Here is a 15,948-nt window from a genome sequence, read left to right on the forward strand (position 1 = left end):
TATAAGGCGTTAACCTTATCTCACCTGAACTAAGGCTAACCTTGTTTAGGGTTATTTATTATTCAACTCTTTCTTCTGTTCTTCAGGCATATTTTTGTAGAGGTAAATAACAGTGAGCACGGTATTTACCAGAGTGAGCGCCGTTAAGCCAAAGACTTTGAAGTTAACCCAAATCTCTTGTGACAGGCTAAATGCGACATAGATATTGATAAGACCACAGGCCACGAAGAAGCTGACCCAGTACCAGGTGACATGAGCCCACACTCTGTCTTCAACAACCAGCTCTTTGCCCAGCATACTCTTGAGAATAGGCTTATTGATCAATTGACTGACAGCCAGGGCAATGGCAAACAGGGCATAGACGACCGTGACTTTCCATTTGATAAATGCGTCGTCATGGAAGACCAGAGTGAGGGTACCGAAAACCGTCACCATGACGAAGGTGATAAGGTGCATCTTCTCAATTTTTTTATACAGCAGGTAAGTCACTATCAACTGTAGTGCGGTTGCGGCAATTAATGCACCGCTGGCGGCATAGATGTCGACCAATTTATAGACGGCAAAGAAGATAATTAACGGCAAAAAATCGAGCAGTTGTTTCATAGGAGTTTAATTAGAATAAGTGATCAAAAAGTGAGGCCGAGTGTAACATGCAAGCCTGGTTTGATAAACGTCATTACTCTGTTAGGGCTATGCTTGTGCACCTTATGCGAAACTTTTTGTTGGCAGGACCTATCCCTGAGTGGCTATCAGGGGTTGCCACCCCTTTGGCAGGGGTTTTATCCAGGCGTCTATTTTGCATCTGTCCGTCATCACTCGCCTGGCTTGTTTGGCCTGAGTTAAGGTCAGGTGCTGAGAGGTGAGGTAATAGATGTCATTGTGATGCCTGATGAGTAAATTGATATTTTCACAACCAAGCCTGTATAAGTCGTCGGGTCTGGTTCGTCCGGCGTAGAGCTGCAGCACGTACCAGCTTTGATTGTGCACAGTATCGGATGTCGCAGCTTTATCTTCGTTGTGACCCGTCGCAGTACTTAGTGATATTTCAACTTCAGTCGGTCTTGGGTTAGAGCTCTGACTCGCCTCTGACTCAGCGACCTCTGGCTGAGCCTGTGACGTCAATTGATAGCTGACATCGTTATTGAGCATGACAGTGTTCAGCCGCGCTTCAGGTTTTGTAACCTGCTTTGATATCGGAGATCCGGTTTCTGCCTGTAGCCTCTGCGAAGGCATAGTTTCACTAGCTGCCGAGCTCTGTTTCGCGGCTTTCGGGGGAGCCACCACTGCGAGCTCAGGTATCAGCGCCTTGTCGCTCTGTTTGATATGCGTATTTTGAGGCCTGTCGCTCAATGCCACTGTCAGGGTCAATAACACCATAATAGTCATTACAGCGGTTGCACCGAGCATGGTGAAAAGCGCGTAGTCATTGCGCGGCTTTAATTTTATCTCGGGAGTTTGACTGACAGCTGTAGAGATGGTGCCTGAGTCGATGATATCTCTTGATTGGGCATGACCGATGATCAAGGCTTGTTCACAGATCCTGTTGATCAACGAGGGGAGGCCGCCACTGTATCTGTGTACCGCCTTTATGGCGGCCCTGGTAAACAGAGGGTCGGGATGCCCTGCTAATCTCAGGTGGTGCTCGATATAGGCGAAGGTATCTGACAGTGAAAGCGAAGCTATGTGATACCTCATGGTGATCCTCTGCCCGACTTGCCTAAGCTCCTCCTGGTTTAACATCCGGCCGAGTTCGGGACGGCCGACCAAAACCAGTTGTAATAACTTTTTTGTATCAGTCTCAAGGTTTGTCAAGAGCCTGAGTTGCTCCAGTACTGCTGCGCTAAGGTACTGCGCTTCGTCTATGATGAGTAGTGTTCTGCGTCCCCGGAGCTCGTTATTGAGCAAGAACTGGCTGAGAAGATCGATGAAGCACTTTAAGCTGGGGTTGCCTTGATAAGAGATATCGAATTTATCACATACCTTTGCCAGCAACTCATGTTCGGTCAGAGAGGGGTTGGTGATCAGGGCGGTGTCGTGGCTGGCCGATACCTGTTTCAGAAAAGCATTGATGACACTTGTTTTACCGCTGCCCTCTACACCGGTCAGCAGCAGGAAGCCGCCGGTTTCATTTAAACCGTAATTCAGACAAGTCAGTGCCTCTCTGTGATGTTCACTGAGATACAGATTGTCCGAAGATACCTGGTTTGAAAAGGGGTTGTCATTGAGCCGGTAAAACGCTTGAAACATAAGAGTCTTCAGCCTCCTTCATGAATATAAAAAGTCCTTAACGTCTTTTATCGGTAAAAAGAGTTTTCAACGTCTTTCATAAATATAAAAAGTCCTCAACGTCTTTCATGAGAGCATAAAGCCTGCACTGGACTCAGTGGCCAAGAGCCTCACGTATTCTGAGCCTACAAGGTTTTACTGGAGTAAAGTCTCAGTAAATTTAATGGGTTATCAATGGCTTTTTGAGCTTTAAAAGCATAAGTGGCATTTGGGGTTTTAGCAAGTGAGCCAAACAGCAGAGGTAAGGGGAGAGTGAAACTATGTAGTGGGCGTTAGCGTGATAAAATAAAGGCCTGATAGCGGCAACGCTATCAGGCCTTCAAAACAGTCACTCAGCCGAAAACTATTCAGCGTCAGCTTTAGTTATCTCTTCTAACTTTGCTTCATGGTCAAGCTTAAAGTCAGGCATCTCTTTACCGTCATTTTTCAGGTAGTGATCCATCCAGCGCATCAGACGCAGGTTGTAATCATATTGAGCGGCGACCTTCTTGTTACCGTGGCCTTCACCCGGATAATAGACCAGACGTACATCTTTCCCCTGCACCTTCATGTAGCGGTAAAGCTCCATAGATTGAGCCGGGTGAACACGGGGATCATCCTTACCATGCATGATCAGCAGCGGAGTCTCTGACTGGCCCGCCCAGTAGATAGGACTGCGCTCCAGGTACCACTGCCACTTGTCCCATGGGTATGAGCGGGCATGTACTAAGTGCATCTCGTTGGAGATATCTGTGGTTCCAAACTTAGACAGCTGGTTGGTTACACCGACAAACATTACGCTGGCAGCGAAATGTTTGGTCAGTTTTGTTGCCGCCCATGCCGATGCATAGCCACCGTAAGAGCCACCGGTAATACCGACTTTCTTACTGTCTACTAACCCCATGTCGACTAAGTGGTCTTTAAAGTCCACTAAATCATCAAACTCTTTGCCTGCATAATCGTTCTGTCCAAGTTTAGAGTAGTCGACCCCTTTACCCGTACTGCCACGATAGTTTGGATAGAATACGGCATAACCTTGAGCGGCCGCCATCTGACCCGGACGTGAGTAGTTGGTTACCCAACCATCTTTATCATGGCTCTCCGGACCGCCGTGTACCGACATTATCAGCGGGTAACGTTGGCCTTTTTTATAGTCTAACGGGTAGATCAACACACCACCGATATCGACACCATCGCGGGCCTTGAGTTCGATACTCTCCTGTTTAGCGAATCGCTTCTCCTCTAACCAGGCGTTTGAATGTGTCAGACGTGTCTGCTTGTGCTTGCTGCCGCGGAGCATAAACACTTCGTTCGGGTGCTCGGCCGTATTGCCTTTTAAGACTACGGTAGCATCTGAATCTGAGATACTCAGCTTGCCGGCGATGAATCTGCCGCCTTTTACCACCTCTTTGTATTTAGTCTTGCCCGGTTTGATGGTGGCAACTACCGACTGAGTGTCAACATTTGCGATCAGATACAGGGTGTTCTCATCGTTAGCCCACTCAAAATCGGCCACATGCCCCTTGAAGTCAGGTAACCAATCGGTGACTTCCCCGGTTTTGACATTACCCAGAAACAAGCGTCCGGTTGCCGGGTCGTGCTTATCTTCGGCACCGTGTATGGCGATATATTTACCATCATGGGAGAACTCGGCTGCGCCTAATTTGCCTTCGGTAATGAATGTCGTCATGGTCTTCTGCGTGGCGATATCGACTATCTGCCACTTAGACTTCATGTATTTATCATCGATCAGAGCCGTAGGCTGAGTCTTGATTAGCAGCGTATCTCCCTTTGGAGACCAATGCATATCGGAGACATATCCTTCAATATCCATCGCCTTAGGTTTCAGTGGCTTGTCGGTGATGGCCAGGTCAACAATAAATAACTGCTTATTTTTCAGATTCTCTTCGTAGATCTCGGCCTTAAAGCCCAGCTCCTTGAGTTTCTTTTCAGACTTCTCTTTGGCCGGCATGGCTAAAAGAGCGATCTGCTTGTTATCTTCACTTAGAGAGAAGTGCCCGATATCTGTGCCATCGAGCGACATGGTTTTCAGCGCCTGACCACCGTTAAATGGGATCTGATATAGGTTGACGAATTTATCCTCTCCCATCTTGGCAAGAAAATAGATCAATGTTCCGTCATTAGACCACTGGATCTGTTTGATATTCACCTGGCCCGTGATGTAAGGGCGCTCAACGCCTTTATCGTCGACAAGATATAGCTCGCCCCAATTCAAGCCATCTTTGTCCTGATAAAGTTTTCTCGGCACCGAGCGGGTGAAAGCGACACTGTCACCGTCAGGGCTTACCTGTACTTGAGTCACCTGCTGCAGTGTTGCCAACTCTTCGGCCGTGATTGCGTCGTTTGCTGAAGCGGAGAAGCTCAGCAGGCCTACAGCAATAGCTAAAGCATGTTTGGCATGTTTTATCTTCTTGTTCATGAAAGTAATGACTCCGGTTATCTTTATTTTATTTTTGTCATCTTGATCTGGTCGGGCATTATAGGTTCAATCGATACAAAACGAAAACAAATCTCATACAAAGCTCCCTATTTTCGGTAATGAAACGATCTTGCCCTGCCGGTTTCCCGACAGGGGCTGGGTTGGGATCAGAAGAGGTAACGATATTGGACCTGTAGTGTGCGAGGGGCACCGAATGATGCGATGGGGTACTCGGCACGGTGTCCATGCTTGAAGATACTCTGGGTCACTTCACTATCGAAAAGGTTATCTATGGTAAGTGATATCTGCTGATTTAGATCTGACGTTAACCAATATTGTGCGCCCACACTTGCAATAATATAGTCACCTGCGGTCAGCCCATAATCGAGGAATTTACCCACATATTTGCCGCTGAGCCAGAAGTTCAGCTCGTCAGTGGTTTGATAGTTGAGCATGGTGAAGCCTGTGAACTCTGGTACTCGTGAGATCTGCTCTCCCGTATCCCGGCGCTTGGCGTTGGCATAGCCGGCACTGAATTCAAACTCCAGCTCCTCGGTCAAGTCAGTGACCAGGTGAAAGTCGGCGCCGTAGCTGGTGACATCGCCCGCAACATTGTTGTATTGCCAAACGGCATTACCGAGATCGGTTGCCTCAATCAGGTTATCGATATTTCGCCAAAAAGCATCGAAGGTGATATGTGTCTCTCCCTGGAAGCTGATTCCCAGGTTAATATTTTGGCTCGTTTCAGATTCCAGCTCCGGATTACCCAGGGTACCGACCTGAGATTGCGATTCATAAGCCGTGGGTTGGCGATAGCCATTGGCAATGGAGCCTCTGAGTGCCCATTGCTTGCTGAGCAGGTGGGTGATGCCTAATGAGCCAATCCAGTGCTGATCGCTGTTTGAGATACGGTTGAACCTTACACCCATGGAGAGCGCCGTGTCGGGCAGGGCATCAAATGTTGGCTGGTACTGGATAAAGGCTGCGTAGTTATCGTCTCTCTCTGCAACAAACTCCATCACCTCATCGGCACCATCATATTGTTGAAATTCAACGCCGCCGAGTAGTTGTGAACCCGCATGGGTAAGATAATTTGCCGATATTGTGGCACCTATATCGGTAAAGCCCCAGTAGGAGTTCCAGTAGGGGACCTCAATATTTCCCTGCTCATCCTTGGTTATCTCACTGTAATGAGAATCCCACTTCTGGTGATGAACCTTAGTTTGTAGCAGCAGTTGCTCGCTGGCCTGGTATTGCCAATCAAGATAGGAGAGTTGTTGCTCTCTATCGTTCTCACTTAAGATTGCATTGTATGCCAGCGGGCGCTCGAGCCGCCCCTTGTTCAGCTGAGTAAACAGGCTGACACTATGTTTATCATTGGGTTGCCAGCGGAGCTTGCCGCTGAAATTATTCATCCGATAGCCACGCTCTTTATCTAAGGCTGCAGTAGGGGAGTACTCCTCATCGGGCCAGAGTTGATATCCTTCCGATTGGCTGCTGCTGGCACTGAGTGTGTATTGAACCTCGCCCACTTCGGCACTGACGAAGGCACCAGCATCATAGCTTGGCAATGTGTCGGCAGATAGTGAGACCTCCCCCTGATCATGGCCCTGGTATTGCTTGGTAATTATGTTAATTACACCCGCGATGGCGTCGGATCCGTAGATGGCACCTTGTCCGCCTTTAATCACCTCGATGCGCTCGATCATCATAGGGTTGATTGTGTCGGTATAGGTTGAGCCGTAGAGACGGTTGTTTAGTCTGTTGCCGTCAATCAACCATAAGATATCTTTAGGGCGGCTGCCTTGCAGGGAGTAATCGGTATCGGTATGACGGCCCGCCCGTCCGTTAGCGAAAAGCCCGGGAACGAACTGAGTGAGTATCTTGTTAATATCAACACTACCGGCTTGTACAATCATATCCTGGCTTATGATGGTAACATCACTGCCCAGTGAGACATTGTTGTAGGTTCCCTCCGTTTGATATTCAATGCCATGAACCGATATTCTTTCTATATCATCTTCAGCAATTGCGTAATTAGATAATAAAATCATAATTAAGGCATGGCTGTATTTAAGTTTCAACATTAGTTCAATCCCTTTATTTATTTTTCGTTTTTTGTCTTTCTGTTTTTTTGCGGATTATAAATATTTAAATGTTGAAAAAATTGCGCTAGATCATTATTGAATCGTTTGATGTGAAAAAAATTATAAAAGTATTACTGGTTTTTTTGAAGTATAAAAAAGGCGATACATAATAAATAAGTATCGCCTTAGCTGGGGATTATACTGATTGTCAGAGCCGGTTAAACGATTCCTGCCCGGCTGAGGCGGGCAACTTTAACCCCCTTAAGTGCTGAGATCTGATTAACCAGCAGATTGACCTCAGATGCCTGTCCCTTGATGATGATGGTTTCCAAACAGTTATGATGATCCACATGGACATGGGTACTGCACAGCACATGGACCAAGTGGTTATGTTGGATCTCGATCAGTTTTTCTGACAGTCCGCGCTGATGGTGGTCAAACACTAAGGTGAGTACGCCTACCACATCTTCCTTGCTGGTATTCCACTGTTTATCGACGATTCGGTCCCTGAACAGGTCCCTGATATATTCGGAACGGGAGTGGTAACCACGCTCTTGTTGATCTAACTCAATCTCATTAAACAATGACTCTGGCAGGGAGACGGTAAAGCGGATAGTTTCGTCGGACATAATCGATAGATACTTAAATGCTAATGTAGCTCTAGTATCCTATACATATTGTACCAATGCATTAAACGGAGAGTGATCTTGGTCAAGTATGTTCATTTTTTCTCGGCAAATAAGCAGTTAAGCCGAATCGGACAGTTGTAGTGTTACGAATCTGAAAGTAGTATTACTCATCTTTTCTGATATCAGGCGTTAATCGGTGAGAACAGTATTCGTTATTATTACACTTTGTTGCTCTTTAGCTTTTACGAATTTAGCTACGGCTCAACCTAAGACGTTAACTATTGCCTTAGGTGCAGAGCCGGATAGCGGTTTCGATCCGATTTATGGATGGGGTAAATATAACGCCCCTCTGTTTCAGTCATCGTTAATAAGACGGGATGAACAATTAAATCTGACACCTGATTTAGCCGTTTCCTGGAAACTATCTAAAGATAAATTAATTTGGGATGTAAATATCAGAGAGGATGTACTATTTAGTGATGGTTCACGATTAACGCCCGATGATATAAAGTTTACCTTCGATACTGCAAAAAAAGCGGCAAGTGTTCATGACTTGACGAACTTATCTAAAGTCACCATCACCTCCAAAAACTCACTGTCATTTGAATTAATAAAGCCCGATATTAACTTTATTGATAATCTTATTAATGTGGCGGTTGTTCCTGCTCAATTATATAAATCTGGTTATGGTCAGTTACCTACCGGAACAGGGCCCTTCGAGTTGGTTCGATGGGATAGGGGACAACAGCTAATCGCTAAGGTCAATCCCTACTATTATGGCCAGAAGCCTTTTTTTGAAAAGCTGATCATAGTGTTCAGCGATGAGGAGAGCCGCTACTCCCGCTTGGCTGCCGGTCAACTGGATCTGGCCGCCATAGCACCGCGCTATGCACAGCTTTTGCCGTCAGGCTTTAAATTATGGAGTGTAGAGACGGTCGATAACCGCGGGATCTCCTGGCCTATGGAGAAGGTGCAAGATGCCGACATAGGCAATGATGTTACCTCTCAGTTGGCTATCCGCCAGGCTGTGGACAGGGTGATAGATCGTGATGTACTCGTGAATCTGTTACTCGATGGCCACGCCACAGCGGCATTTTCTATTGCAGATGGCTTGCCCTGGGGGCCGGTCGAGACTCCCGAACAGGTTTCTCCCGACGAGCAGTTGTCTCAGGCTGTGGAGATACTTGAGCAATCGGGCTGGGAGCTTATCGATGGCATCCGCCAAAAGCAGGGCCTCAGGGCGAGCATGACACTCTACTACCTTGCCGGCGACAGCATACGTGAGCAGTTGGCACTGACGGTGGCGCAGATGGTTAAGCCACTGGGAATTGAGATAATGCCGAGAGGAGAAAGTTGGGAGAATATCTATAAGCATATGCATAATCAGCCTGTGCTATTTGGTTTCGGTAGCCACTCGGCCAGTGAGGTGAGATTTGTTCATCACAGCCAATATCGGGGGAAGGATTACTATAACGCAGGCTATTATTTCAATGCCGAGTTAGATGCTGTGCTCGACAGCGCCAGACATGCCGCGTCCTGGCAGGAGTCACTACCCTATTGGAGAGACGCTCAGGCATTGATTCGTCAGGATCTTCCCTGGACCTGGCTGGTGAACCTCAGGCATCTCTACGCGGCTAACCGCTGTCTCGATCTCGCTGAGCCAGGAGTCGAACCTCATGGCCATGGCTGGCCGTTAGCCAATAACATCAGCCAGTGGCGCTGGACATGTCGCTAAGCAATCCATTTCGGCTCAGGTCTCGTTCATTGTTATCGACGGGCTTAAGGCTGGCATTGCAACTGATCTTAGTGGTGCTGTTAGCCTATCTCTTGCTTGCCTTCTCGCCGCTGGACCCGATTAACAGCTACCTTAACGGTAACCTTTTCGGCATTTCGGCCGAGCAGAAAGCGGCACTGATCTCCTCTCTGGGGCTGGATCAGTCTGTGGCTCAACGCATGTGGCATTGGTTTTTTGAACTTGTTCAGGGGAACTTAGGTTTTTCACAGCTCTACCAGCAGAGTGTGCTCGATATCATCAAAGAGCGCTTACCCCTCTCTCTGCTTCTTATCGGCTTGAGTTGGATCTGCTCCCTTTTTCTGGGTTACGGTTTCGGTTTGTTGGCCGGTCTCTATCGGGGAGGTTGGCCGGATAGGTTTATACGCAACGGCGCCTGGTTAGTGGCATCAGTCCCTTCGTTTTGGTTAGGCATGCTACTGATAAGCTTGTTCTCTGTGGCATTGAGTTTAACGCCTGTGTGTTGTGCGGCCCCTCTTGGAATGCAGTTCGGCGAGCAGAGCCTGTTGAGTATGGGGCACCACTTGATACTTCCGGTATTAACACTGACCCTGGTTCATATGGCGCCGATTGTGCTGCATACAAGGGAAAAGGTGATCGATGTTCTCGAGAGCGACTTTGTCGAGTACTCCCGCCTGCACGGAGACAGCAATGCCTCAGTGTTAAGGTATCACGTGATTAAAAACAGTTTATTGCCTGCAGTCGTACTGCACTTTGCCAGTTTTGCCGAGTTATTCGGCGGCTCTATCCTGGCCGAAACCGTGTTTAACTTTCCCGGGTTAGGTGCGACGCTGGTAAAAGCCGGATTGGCCAACGATACGGCGTTATTGATGGGCTGTACCCTGATATCGGCGGTGCTAGTCTTTATCGGTAATCTGACTGCCAACGGTCTGGCCAGATCTTTGCTGCCCGGAGAGAGAAGATGAAGCAAGCCCTTAAGCAACCCAAACTGCTTGTTTTGTTAACCTGTCTGATAACCTTGATTATCATTGCACTTCTTTGGCCTACCTCGGGCACCGAAATCTCGCTGCTAAACAAGAATCAACCGCCGTCTCTCGCTCATCTGTTTGGTACCGATTGGATGGGCCGGGATCTCTTCAGTCGAAGTCTCAAGGCGCTATTGACAAGCTTCTATACCGGGGGACTGGCAGTGATACTGAGCTGTCTATTTGCCCTGTTGCTAGCCATGATTGCCCTGTTCAGTCCTGGCTGGCGCTGGTGTGTGGATCTGCTGGTGGACGTATTCATGTCGCTGCCACACCTCTTGTTGCTTATCCTGCTGGCGTTGGTTTTTGGTGGTGCTCAACATGGATTGATCATGGCGATAGCTTTGAGTCACTGGCCCAAGCTGACAAGGCTTTTGTGTTTCGAGATGCAGACAATCGCTAATGCTCCCTATTTTCAGCTGGCGCAACAGTTCGGTCAATCTCCTATGGTTGTGATACGGCGTCACATGTTGCCCCATGTGATCCCACAGTGGCTGGTAGGGGGCGTGTTGCTGTTTCCCCATGCGTTAACCCACATGGCAGCGTTGACATTTTTAGGCTTTGGCCTGGATCCCGCCAATCCCTCCATGGGAGCGCTGCTCTCTCAAGCCAGTCAGTATCTTCTCACGGGGCATTGGTGGCTAGCCCTATGTCCGGGGGGGTTATTGTTAATCTGTCTGCTGATCCTGTCATATATCGCCAGTACTTTAATCGAAGCGTTGAGACGAGGTCCTCAAACCCATATTTCCGGAGGTGAGTTTGCTTAAGGTTAATGAGTTATCGATACGCTCAGAGGAGATGAGCCTGCTGTCACCACTGAGTTTTGAGCTGATGCCGGGTAAACTGACCGGTGTGATAGGAGCCAGCGGTAGCGGTAAAAGCCTGTTGGCTCAGGCTCTGCTTGGCAGTTCGCCCAAAGGATTCAAGCTTTCGGGTGATGTGAGTCTGCCCCGGGGGCAGCGAATCGCCCTCTCGGCTCAGTCTGCAACTGTACTGGATCCGCTGCGCAGGGTTATCTCGCAGTTAATGCGGCGTGCCTCACTCTCCGCCGGGAGAGGCGATGGGTTAAGTAAGGTTGAAATCAGTCGTCAGATAGCCGTCAGTTATCCGCATCAGCTCTCCGGCGGGATGGCGAAAAAAGCGCTATTGGCTCAGGCGACCTGGCAGCAGACCGAGTTTGTGGTTGCCGATGAGCCTTGTTGTGGTTTAGACAGTGCCAATGTCATCGCGCTGTATCAACATCTGGCACAACTTGCATCGAGTGAGCGGCGGGGCGTACTGGTGATCAGTCACAACCTTAAACAACTACTGACAGTGGCCGACGATATATTAGTGATGAAGGAGGGACGTTTGGTCGAAAAAACGACCCCGGATAAGATACTAAAGGGGCTGTGTGCTCCTTATACTCATGCACTTTGGCAGGCCATACCCTGTAACTGGGAGAGAAGTGATGCTGCAGTTGCATAATGCCGGGTTAGACTATGGCAATACCCAACTTCGTTTTCCCGATCTTACGCTTGTGCCGGGGCAAAATTTGGGTTTGTTTGGTCCCAGTGGTTCGGGGAAGTCTTCTCTTGCTAAGGTGCTCGCAGGCATTGAGCCGTTGAGCATAGGAGAGGTCACGGTGCCCGTTTTTGCCAAAGGGAGCGCAAATCCGGTGCAGTGGGCTATTCAACAGAGTGAGTTCGCCTTCAATCCCCGCTTGTCGATTAAACAATCGTTGCGAGAGAGTTGGAAAAGTGATGACTTTATGCCGTTGCTTGGCACTTATGGTATCGATCCCAGCTGGTTACAGAGGCGTCCTTCGCAGGTTTCCGGCGGGCAACTGCAGCGGCTTAACCTGGTCAGGGCATTGATCCCTACGACTCAATATCTGCTCTGCGATGAGATAACCGCGCATCTGGATATGATCACTCAGCAGCAGATCTGGCAGGCATTGAGTGAGCATGCCCGCCAACGTCAATTGGGGCTGTTGGTTATCTCCCATGATGAAGATCTGCTTAATCTGGTCTGTGATGAGCTAATTTATTGGCCCCAATAGTCGGGGAGTTAACTTTGTCTATCCTTTATAAGGTGTATCAGTTTACTGCTGGTTAATTAAGGTTTAGGTTCAGGATGTTGAGAGTGCTGCAGTAAAACCCGTTGACGTAACACGCTCTGGAATATTTTCGATCAGGCTCATATATTTTGGCCTATTTCACAGCGATAGTTTGAACCTTGTTGATTTTTTAAGCCATACTGATATCGGCGGGTACTTTTTTGTGGCTGAGTTCGGGTCGGGCGATAATCAAGGTGAAATGGAGCTTCGGTTTATGATTGTTGAGCAGGATATCTCTAAGGTCCGTGTCGGTATGTATGTTCTGGATATTACCTGGCCGAAAGGAAAGTTTCATCTGGTCAAGGCTCATTGGCTCGAGAGTGAGGGCATTATCGATGGCCTGAAAAGAAAGGGAATTGAAAAAGTTCTTATCGATACCGCTAAGACCCGTGTTATCCCTAAACCCTCTAAAATGAATAAGTCCAGCTCCCCCTCTCCAAAATCAAAACCCCGCAGGCCTAAAAGAGAATCCGGCAAGCTGTTTCAGCAGGAGGTGGTTAAGGCGAAGCGGGTTTTTGACAAGTCTAAAGATATTCAAAAGCAGTTGTTTCATGACGCTCAAAATGGTTGCCCACTGGATTTAGGTCCCGTCAGCGACATTACCGATGAATCTATCGATCTTATCTTCGATAATCCGGATGCTCTGGCCTGTGTCATCAATATTCGCCACAAGGATGAATACCTGCTTGAGCACTCTGTAGCCGTATCGGTACTCATCACCATCTTTGCGTTTTATCTCAAAATTGACAAGGAGACGGTGAGGAAGTTGGCTGTAGGGGGGTTTTTACATGATGTGGGTAAGATCATGATCCCCGATAGCATCCTCAATAAACCGGGCAAGCTGACCGACGAGGAGTTCGAGGTGATGAAGTCTCACGCTCAGCATTCCATCGATACCATAGAGAGGACACCGGATATCGATGCCTTGAGCCTGGAGGTGGCTAAGCTTCATCATGAAAAGCTCAACGGCAAGGGCTATCCTAACGGCGTTACGGCTGCTGAGATCTCAATCTATGGTCGGATGATCTCCATCTGTGATATTTTCGATGCCCTGACCTCGAATCGCTGTTACAAGCAGGGCTACCCCCAGGTGAAGGCGTTTAATATCCTGCGTGCGTTGGCAAAGAATAATGAATTAGACGATGAGTTGGTCGATCACTTCATCAAGTGTATGGGGGTCTATCCGGTGGGGGCCTTGGTTGAGCTGGATTCAAACAGACTGGCCATTGTCGAGAGTCATAACCTTGAAGATCCGATCCGGCCCAGAGTTAAGCCATTTTACTCCCTGCATCCCAACCACTTTGAGGTCGATAACGATATCGATCTGGCCTCGACAACCGATGAGTTGATCGTCAAGTGCGTCACGGCCGATGATTACGACCTCGACATGGAGCAGATCATGGCGTATCTGGCCAAAGAGGGTTGATGCTCACTATACCAGTTCAAAAAATAGCGCCGCAGAGGCGCTATTTTTATCGCAGCATTCTAGTCAGCCGATGTTGCAGCCTTCATGTTACGGGTAAACTCGGCAAGCTTGGTGAGCAACGCCGCCTCGTTGTCTCTGTTCGCTTCGATGATCTTGACTACCGCTGAACCGGATATTGCCCCAGCGGCACCGGATTGAATCGCCGCCTTAACCTGTGAGGGCTCGGCGATACCGAAACCCAGAAGAGGGGGGGCGCCATCGAACGTCTTTAGTCGGCTGAGAATATCGCTGATCGGCATGCCCGCCTTTGATTCGGTGCCGGTGACCCCTGCGCGTGACAGCAGGTAGGTGTAGCCTTCACCTTTTTCACTGACCAGCTTGAGGGTTTCAGTGTCGGCATTAGGCGGAGCGATAAAGATAGGAGCAATATTATGCTTCTTAGCCGATAGGATAAATGGCTCAGCCTCTTCCACCGGCACGTCGGCGATCAATACCGAGTCGACACCGGCGGCCTTGGCTTTGGCATAAAAGATATCGATGCCGTTGGCGTAAACCAGATTGGCGTATAACAGCAGCCCTATCGGTAGCTGAGGGTATTTGGCTCGAATGGCTTTAAGCATGTCGAAGCATTGAGATGGTGTGATCCCCGCTCCCAGGGCACGCAGATTCGCCCCCTGGATCACCGGGCCGTCGGCGAGTGGATCTGAAAACGGAAAGCCAAGCTCGAGCGCGTCTGCACCGTTTTCGACTAAAGTATCGATGATCTTCATTGACAGCTCTGGGCCCGGGTCGCCCAAGGTGACAAACGGCACGAACGCGCCCTGACTCTTGGCTTTCAGTGCCTCAAATGCTGCCTGATAACGGTCTGCTTGTTTAGATTCGGTCATCACCGCTCTCCTTCTCTGTTTCTGCTTCCTGTTTCTCAAGGATGTCGGCGACGGTAAAGATATCTTTATCCCCCCGCCCGGATAGATTTACCACAAGTAGTGTCTCTTTCGTGGCAGCCTTTGCCAGCTTGATGGCGTAGGCTAAAGCATGGGCGGACTCCAGTGCCGGAATGATCCCTTCACTTCGAGCCAGCAGCTGGAATGCTTCCAGTGCCTCCTCATCGGTAGCAGACTCGTAGCTTGCGCGGCCAGTGGCCGCAAGGTGGGCATGTTGCGGACCTACCGAGGGGAAGTCCAGGCCAGCCGATACCGAGTATGACTCTTCGATCTGTCCTTCGCTGTCTTGCATCAACGGGGCCTTCATTCCGAAGAATATTCCGGTTTTTCCGTGTTTCAGAGGGGCGCCATGCATAGGCGTATCGATACCTAAGCCGGCAGGCTCAACACCGATAAGCTTAACCGACTCCTCTTCGATAAAGTCTGCAAACATGCCGATAGCGTTCGAGCCGCCACCAACACAGGCGATAACCGCATCGGGAAGTCTGCCTTCACATGCCAGGATCTGCTGCTTGGTCTCTTCGCCTATCATACGTTGAAATTCACGCACAATCGTCGGGAAAGGATGGGGGCCGGCCGCCGTGCCCAACAGGTAGTGGGCCCTGTCGTAGCTACCGGACCAGTCACGCATCGCTTCGTTACAGGCATCTTTTAATGTTGAAGAGCCGGATGTTACAGGAATGACTTCGGCGCCCATCAGTTTCATCCGAAAAACGTTGGGCGATTGACGTTCGACATCCTTAGCCCCCATATAGACCTTACATTTCAGGTCCAGCAGGGCACAGGCGAGGGCCGTTGCGACGCCGTGTTGACCGGCGCCTGTTTCGGCGATGATCTCTTTCTTGCCCATGCGTTTAGCGAGGAGCGCCTGACCCAATACCTGATTGGTCTTGTGTGCACCTCCGTGTAACAGATCTTCGCGTTTGAGATAGATCTTCACCAGAGGATTCGGGCTTAAGTTACGTGTCAAGGTCAATGCCGTGGGGCGCCCCGCGTAATTCTTTAACAGATCGTTGAACTCGGCTCTGAATGTTTCATCTTCCTGGGCCTCGACAAATGCTGTTTCGAGTTGTTTAAGGGCCGGTACGAGTATCTGCGGGACGTACATGCCGCCATATTCACCGAAATAGGGATCGAGCTTGGTCATAGTCATATCCTAATGTGTCGCTCAACGAGATCTCTTGCTACTGAGAAGGAGTCGATTGTCTTGGGTGTTCGCTTATTCACTCTGCGCCACTCCTGATGCTCGCTCTTAATCTCGGAACTGTACTCGCTGTGCAA

The 15,948-nt window shown here is 49.1% G+C and carries 13 protein-coding genes; 6 read left to right on the forward strand and 7 right to left on the reverse strand.

Translation table 11 applies throughout. From position 1 onward, the window contains the following. Positions 1-51 precede the first annotated feature (51 nt). The 5 genes from Q1B47_RS03100 to nikR form a co-directional block, all read right to left on the reverse strand. On the reverse strand, positions 52-603 hold the full coding sequence (locus Q1B47_RS03100) for a septation protein A (protein WP_299788452.1): 552 nt from the start codon (positions 601-603) through the stop codon (positions 52-54). Between the two features lie 129 nt (positions 604-732). Further along, the gene (locus Q1B47_RS03105; protein WP_299788455.1) at positions 733-2,247 is read right to left on the reverse strand and encodes an AAA family ATPase; all 1,515 of its coding nucleotides are present in this window, start codon (positions 2,245-2,247) and stop codon (positions 733-735) included. Between the two features lie 382 nt (positions 2,248-2,629). Further along, positions 2,630-4,705, reverse strand: coding sequence for a S9 family peptidase (locus Q1B47_RS03110; protein WP_299788458.1), 2,076 nt, complete (start codon positions 4,703-4,705; stop codon positions 2,630-2,632). Between the two features lie 167 nt (positions 4,706-4,872). After that, a complete protein-coding gene (locus Q1B47_RS03115; RefSeq protein WP_299788461.1) occupies positions 4,873-6,792 on the reverse strand; it encodes a TonB-dependent receptor in 1,920 nt (639 codons plus the stop codon). Positions 6,793-7,010: 218 nt separating this feature from the next. Next, the gene (gene nikR / locus Q1B47_RS03120) at positions 7,011-7,421 is read right to left on the reverse strand and encodes a nickel-responsive transcriptional regulator NikR (RefSeq protein ID WP_299788464.1); all 411 of its coding nucleotides are present in this window, start codon (positions 7,419-7,421) and stop codon (positions 7,011-7,013) included. A 196-nt stretch (positions 7,422-7,617) separates the two neighbouring features. Here nikR and Q1B47_RS03125 point away from each other — a divergent pair, with 196 nt between their 5' ends. From Q1B47_RS03125 to Q1B47_RS03150, 6 genes are all read left to right on the forward strand, one after another. After that, entirely contained in the window at positions 7,618-9,156 is a 1,539-nt protein-coding gene (locus tag Q1B47_RS03125) for an ABC transporter substrate-binding protein (protein ID WP_299788467.1), read from the forward strand. Next, positions 9,147-10,139 carry an ABC transporter permease gene (locus Q1B47_RS03130; protein WP_299788470.1) on the forward strand — a complete coding sequence of 331 codons (993 nt, stop codon included), beginning with the start codon at positions 9,147-9,149 and terminating at the stop codon, positions 10,137-10,139. Before Q1B47_RS03125 ends, Q1B47_RS03130 begins: the two co-directional genes overlap by 10 nt. Beyond that, the gene (locus tag Q1B47_RS03135; protein ID WP_299788473.1) at positions 10,136-10,966 is read left to right on the forward strand and encodes an ABC transporter permease; all 831 of its coding nucleotides are present in this window, start codon (positions 10,136-10,138) and stop codon (positions 10,964-10,966) included. Before Q1B47_RS03130 ends, Q1B47_RS03135 begins: the two co-directional genes overlap by 4 nt. After that, positions 10,953-11,666: an ATP-binding cassette domain-containing protein gene (locus tag Q1B47_RS03140; protein ID WP_299788476.1), complete on the forward strand. Its 714-nt coding sequence runs from the start codon at positions 10,953-10,955 to the stop codon at positions 11,664-11,666. The genes Q1B47_RS03135 and Q1B47_RS03140 overlap by 14 nt, the downstream gene beginning before the upstream one ends. Further along, positions 11,650-12,240 (forward strand): ATP-binding cassette domain-containing protein, encoded by a 591-nt coding sequence (locus Q1B47_RS03145; RefSeq protein WP_299788479.1) that lies wholly within the window; start codon positions 11,650-11,652, stop codon positions 12,238-12,240. The genes Q1B47_RS03140 and Q1B47_RS03145 overlap by 17 nt, the downstream gene beginning before the upstream one ends. Positions 12,241-12,511: 271 nt before the next feature. Next, positions 12,512-13,723 (forward strand): HD-GYP domain-containing protein, encoded by a 1,212-nt coding sequence (locus Q1B47_RS03150; RefSeq protein WP_299788796.1) that lies wholly within the window; start codon positions 12,512-12,514, stop codon positions 13,721-13,723. Positions 13,724-13,782: 59 nt separating this feature from the next. On the opposite strand, the gene trpA is transcribed toward Q1B47_RS03150, so the two are convergent. Together trpA and trpB are read right to left on the reverse strand one after the other, a co-directional pair. Then, positions 13,783-14,610, reverse strand: coding sequence for a tryptophan synthase subunit alpha (gene trpA / locus Q1B47_RS03155; protein WP_299788482.1), 828 nt, complete (start codon positions 14,608-14,610; stop codon positions 13,783-13,785). After that, complete coding sequence (gene trpB / locus Q1B47_RS03160) at positions 14,597-15,814, reverse strand: tryptophan synthase subunit beta (protein WP_299788485.1); 1,218 nt, start codon at positions 15,812-15,814, stop codon at positions 14,597-14,599. Before trpB ends, trpA begins: the two co-directional genes overlap by 14 nt. Between the last annotated feature and the right edge of the window lie 134 nt (positions 15,815-15,948).

It is taken from the genome of uncultured Shewanella sp., assembly GCF_947501225.1.
GTDB lineage: Bacteria > Pseudomonadota > Gammaproteobacteria > Enterobacterales > Shewanellaceae > Shewanella.

Bases quoted from the DNA above. Each gene is read 5' to 3' on its own strand.
- Q1B47_RS03100 (WP_299788452.1), bottom strand. From the start codon at position 603: ATGAAACAACTGCTCGATTTTTTGCCGTTAATTATCTTCTTTGCCGTC.
- Q1B47_RS03105 (WP_299788455.1), bottom strand. From the start codon at position 2,247: ATGTTTCAAGCGTTTTACCGGCTCAATGACAACCCCTTTTCAAACCAG.
- Q1B47_RS03110 (WP_299788458.1), bottom strand. From the start codon at position 4,705: ATGAACAAGAAGATAAAACATGCCAAACATGCTTTAGCTATTGCTGTA.
- Q1B47_RS03115 (WP_299788461.1), bottom strand. From the start codon at position 6,792: ATGTTGAAACTTAAATACAGCCATGCCTTAATTATGATTTTATTATCT.
- nikR (WP_299788464.1), bottom strand. From the start codon at position 7,421: ATGTCCGACGAAACTATCCGCTTTACCGTCTCCCTGCCAGAGTCATTG.
- Q1B47_RS03130 (WP_299788470.1), top strand. From the start codon at position 9,147: ATGTCGCTAAGCAATCCATTTCGGCTCAGGTCTCGTTCATTGTTATCG.
- Q1B47_RS03135 (WP_299788473.1), top strand. From the start codon at position 10,136: ATGAAGCAAGCCCTTAAGCAACCCAAACTGCTTGTTTTGTTAACCTGT.
- Q1B47_RS03145 (WP_299788479.1), top strand. From the start codon at position 11,650: ATGCTGCAGTTGCATAATGCCGGGTTAGACTATGGCAATACCCAACTT.
- Q1B47_RS03150 (WP_299788796.1), top strand. From the start codon at position 12,512: ATGATTGTTGAGCAGGATATCTCTAAGGTCCGTGTCGGTATGTATGTT.
- trpA (WP_299788482.1), bottom strand. From the start codon at position 14,610: ATGACCGAATCTAAACAAGCAGACCGTTATCAGGCAGCATTTGAGGCA.
- trpB (WP_299788485.1), bottom strand. From the start codon at position 15,814: ATGACCAAGCTCGATCCCTATTTCGGTGAATATGGCGGCATGTACGTC.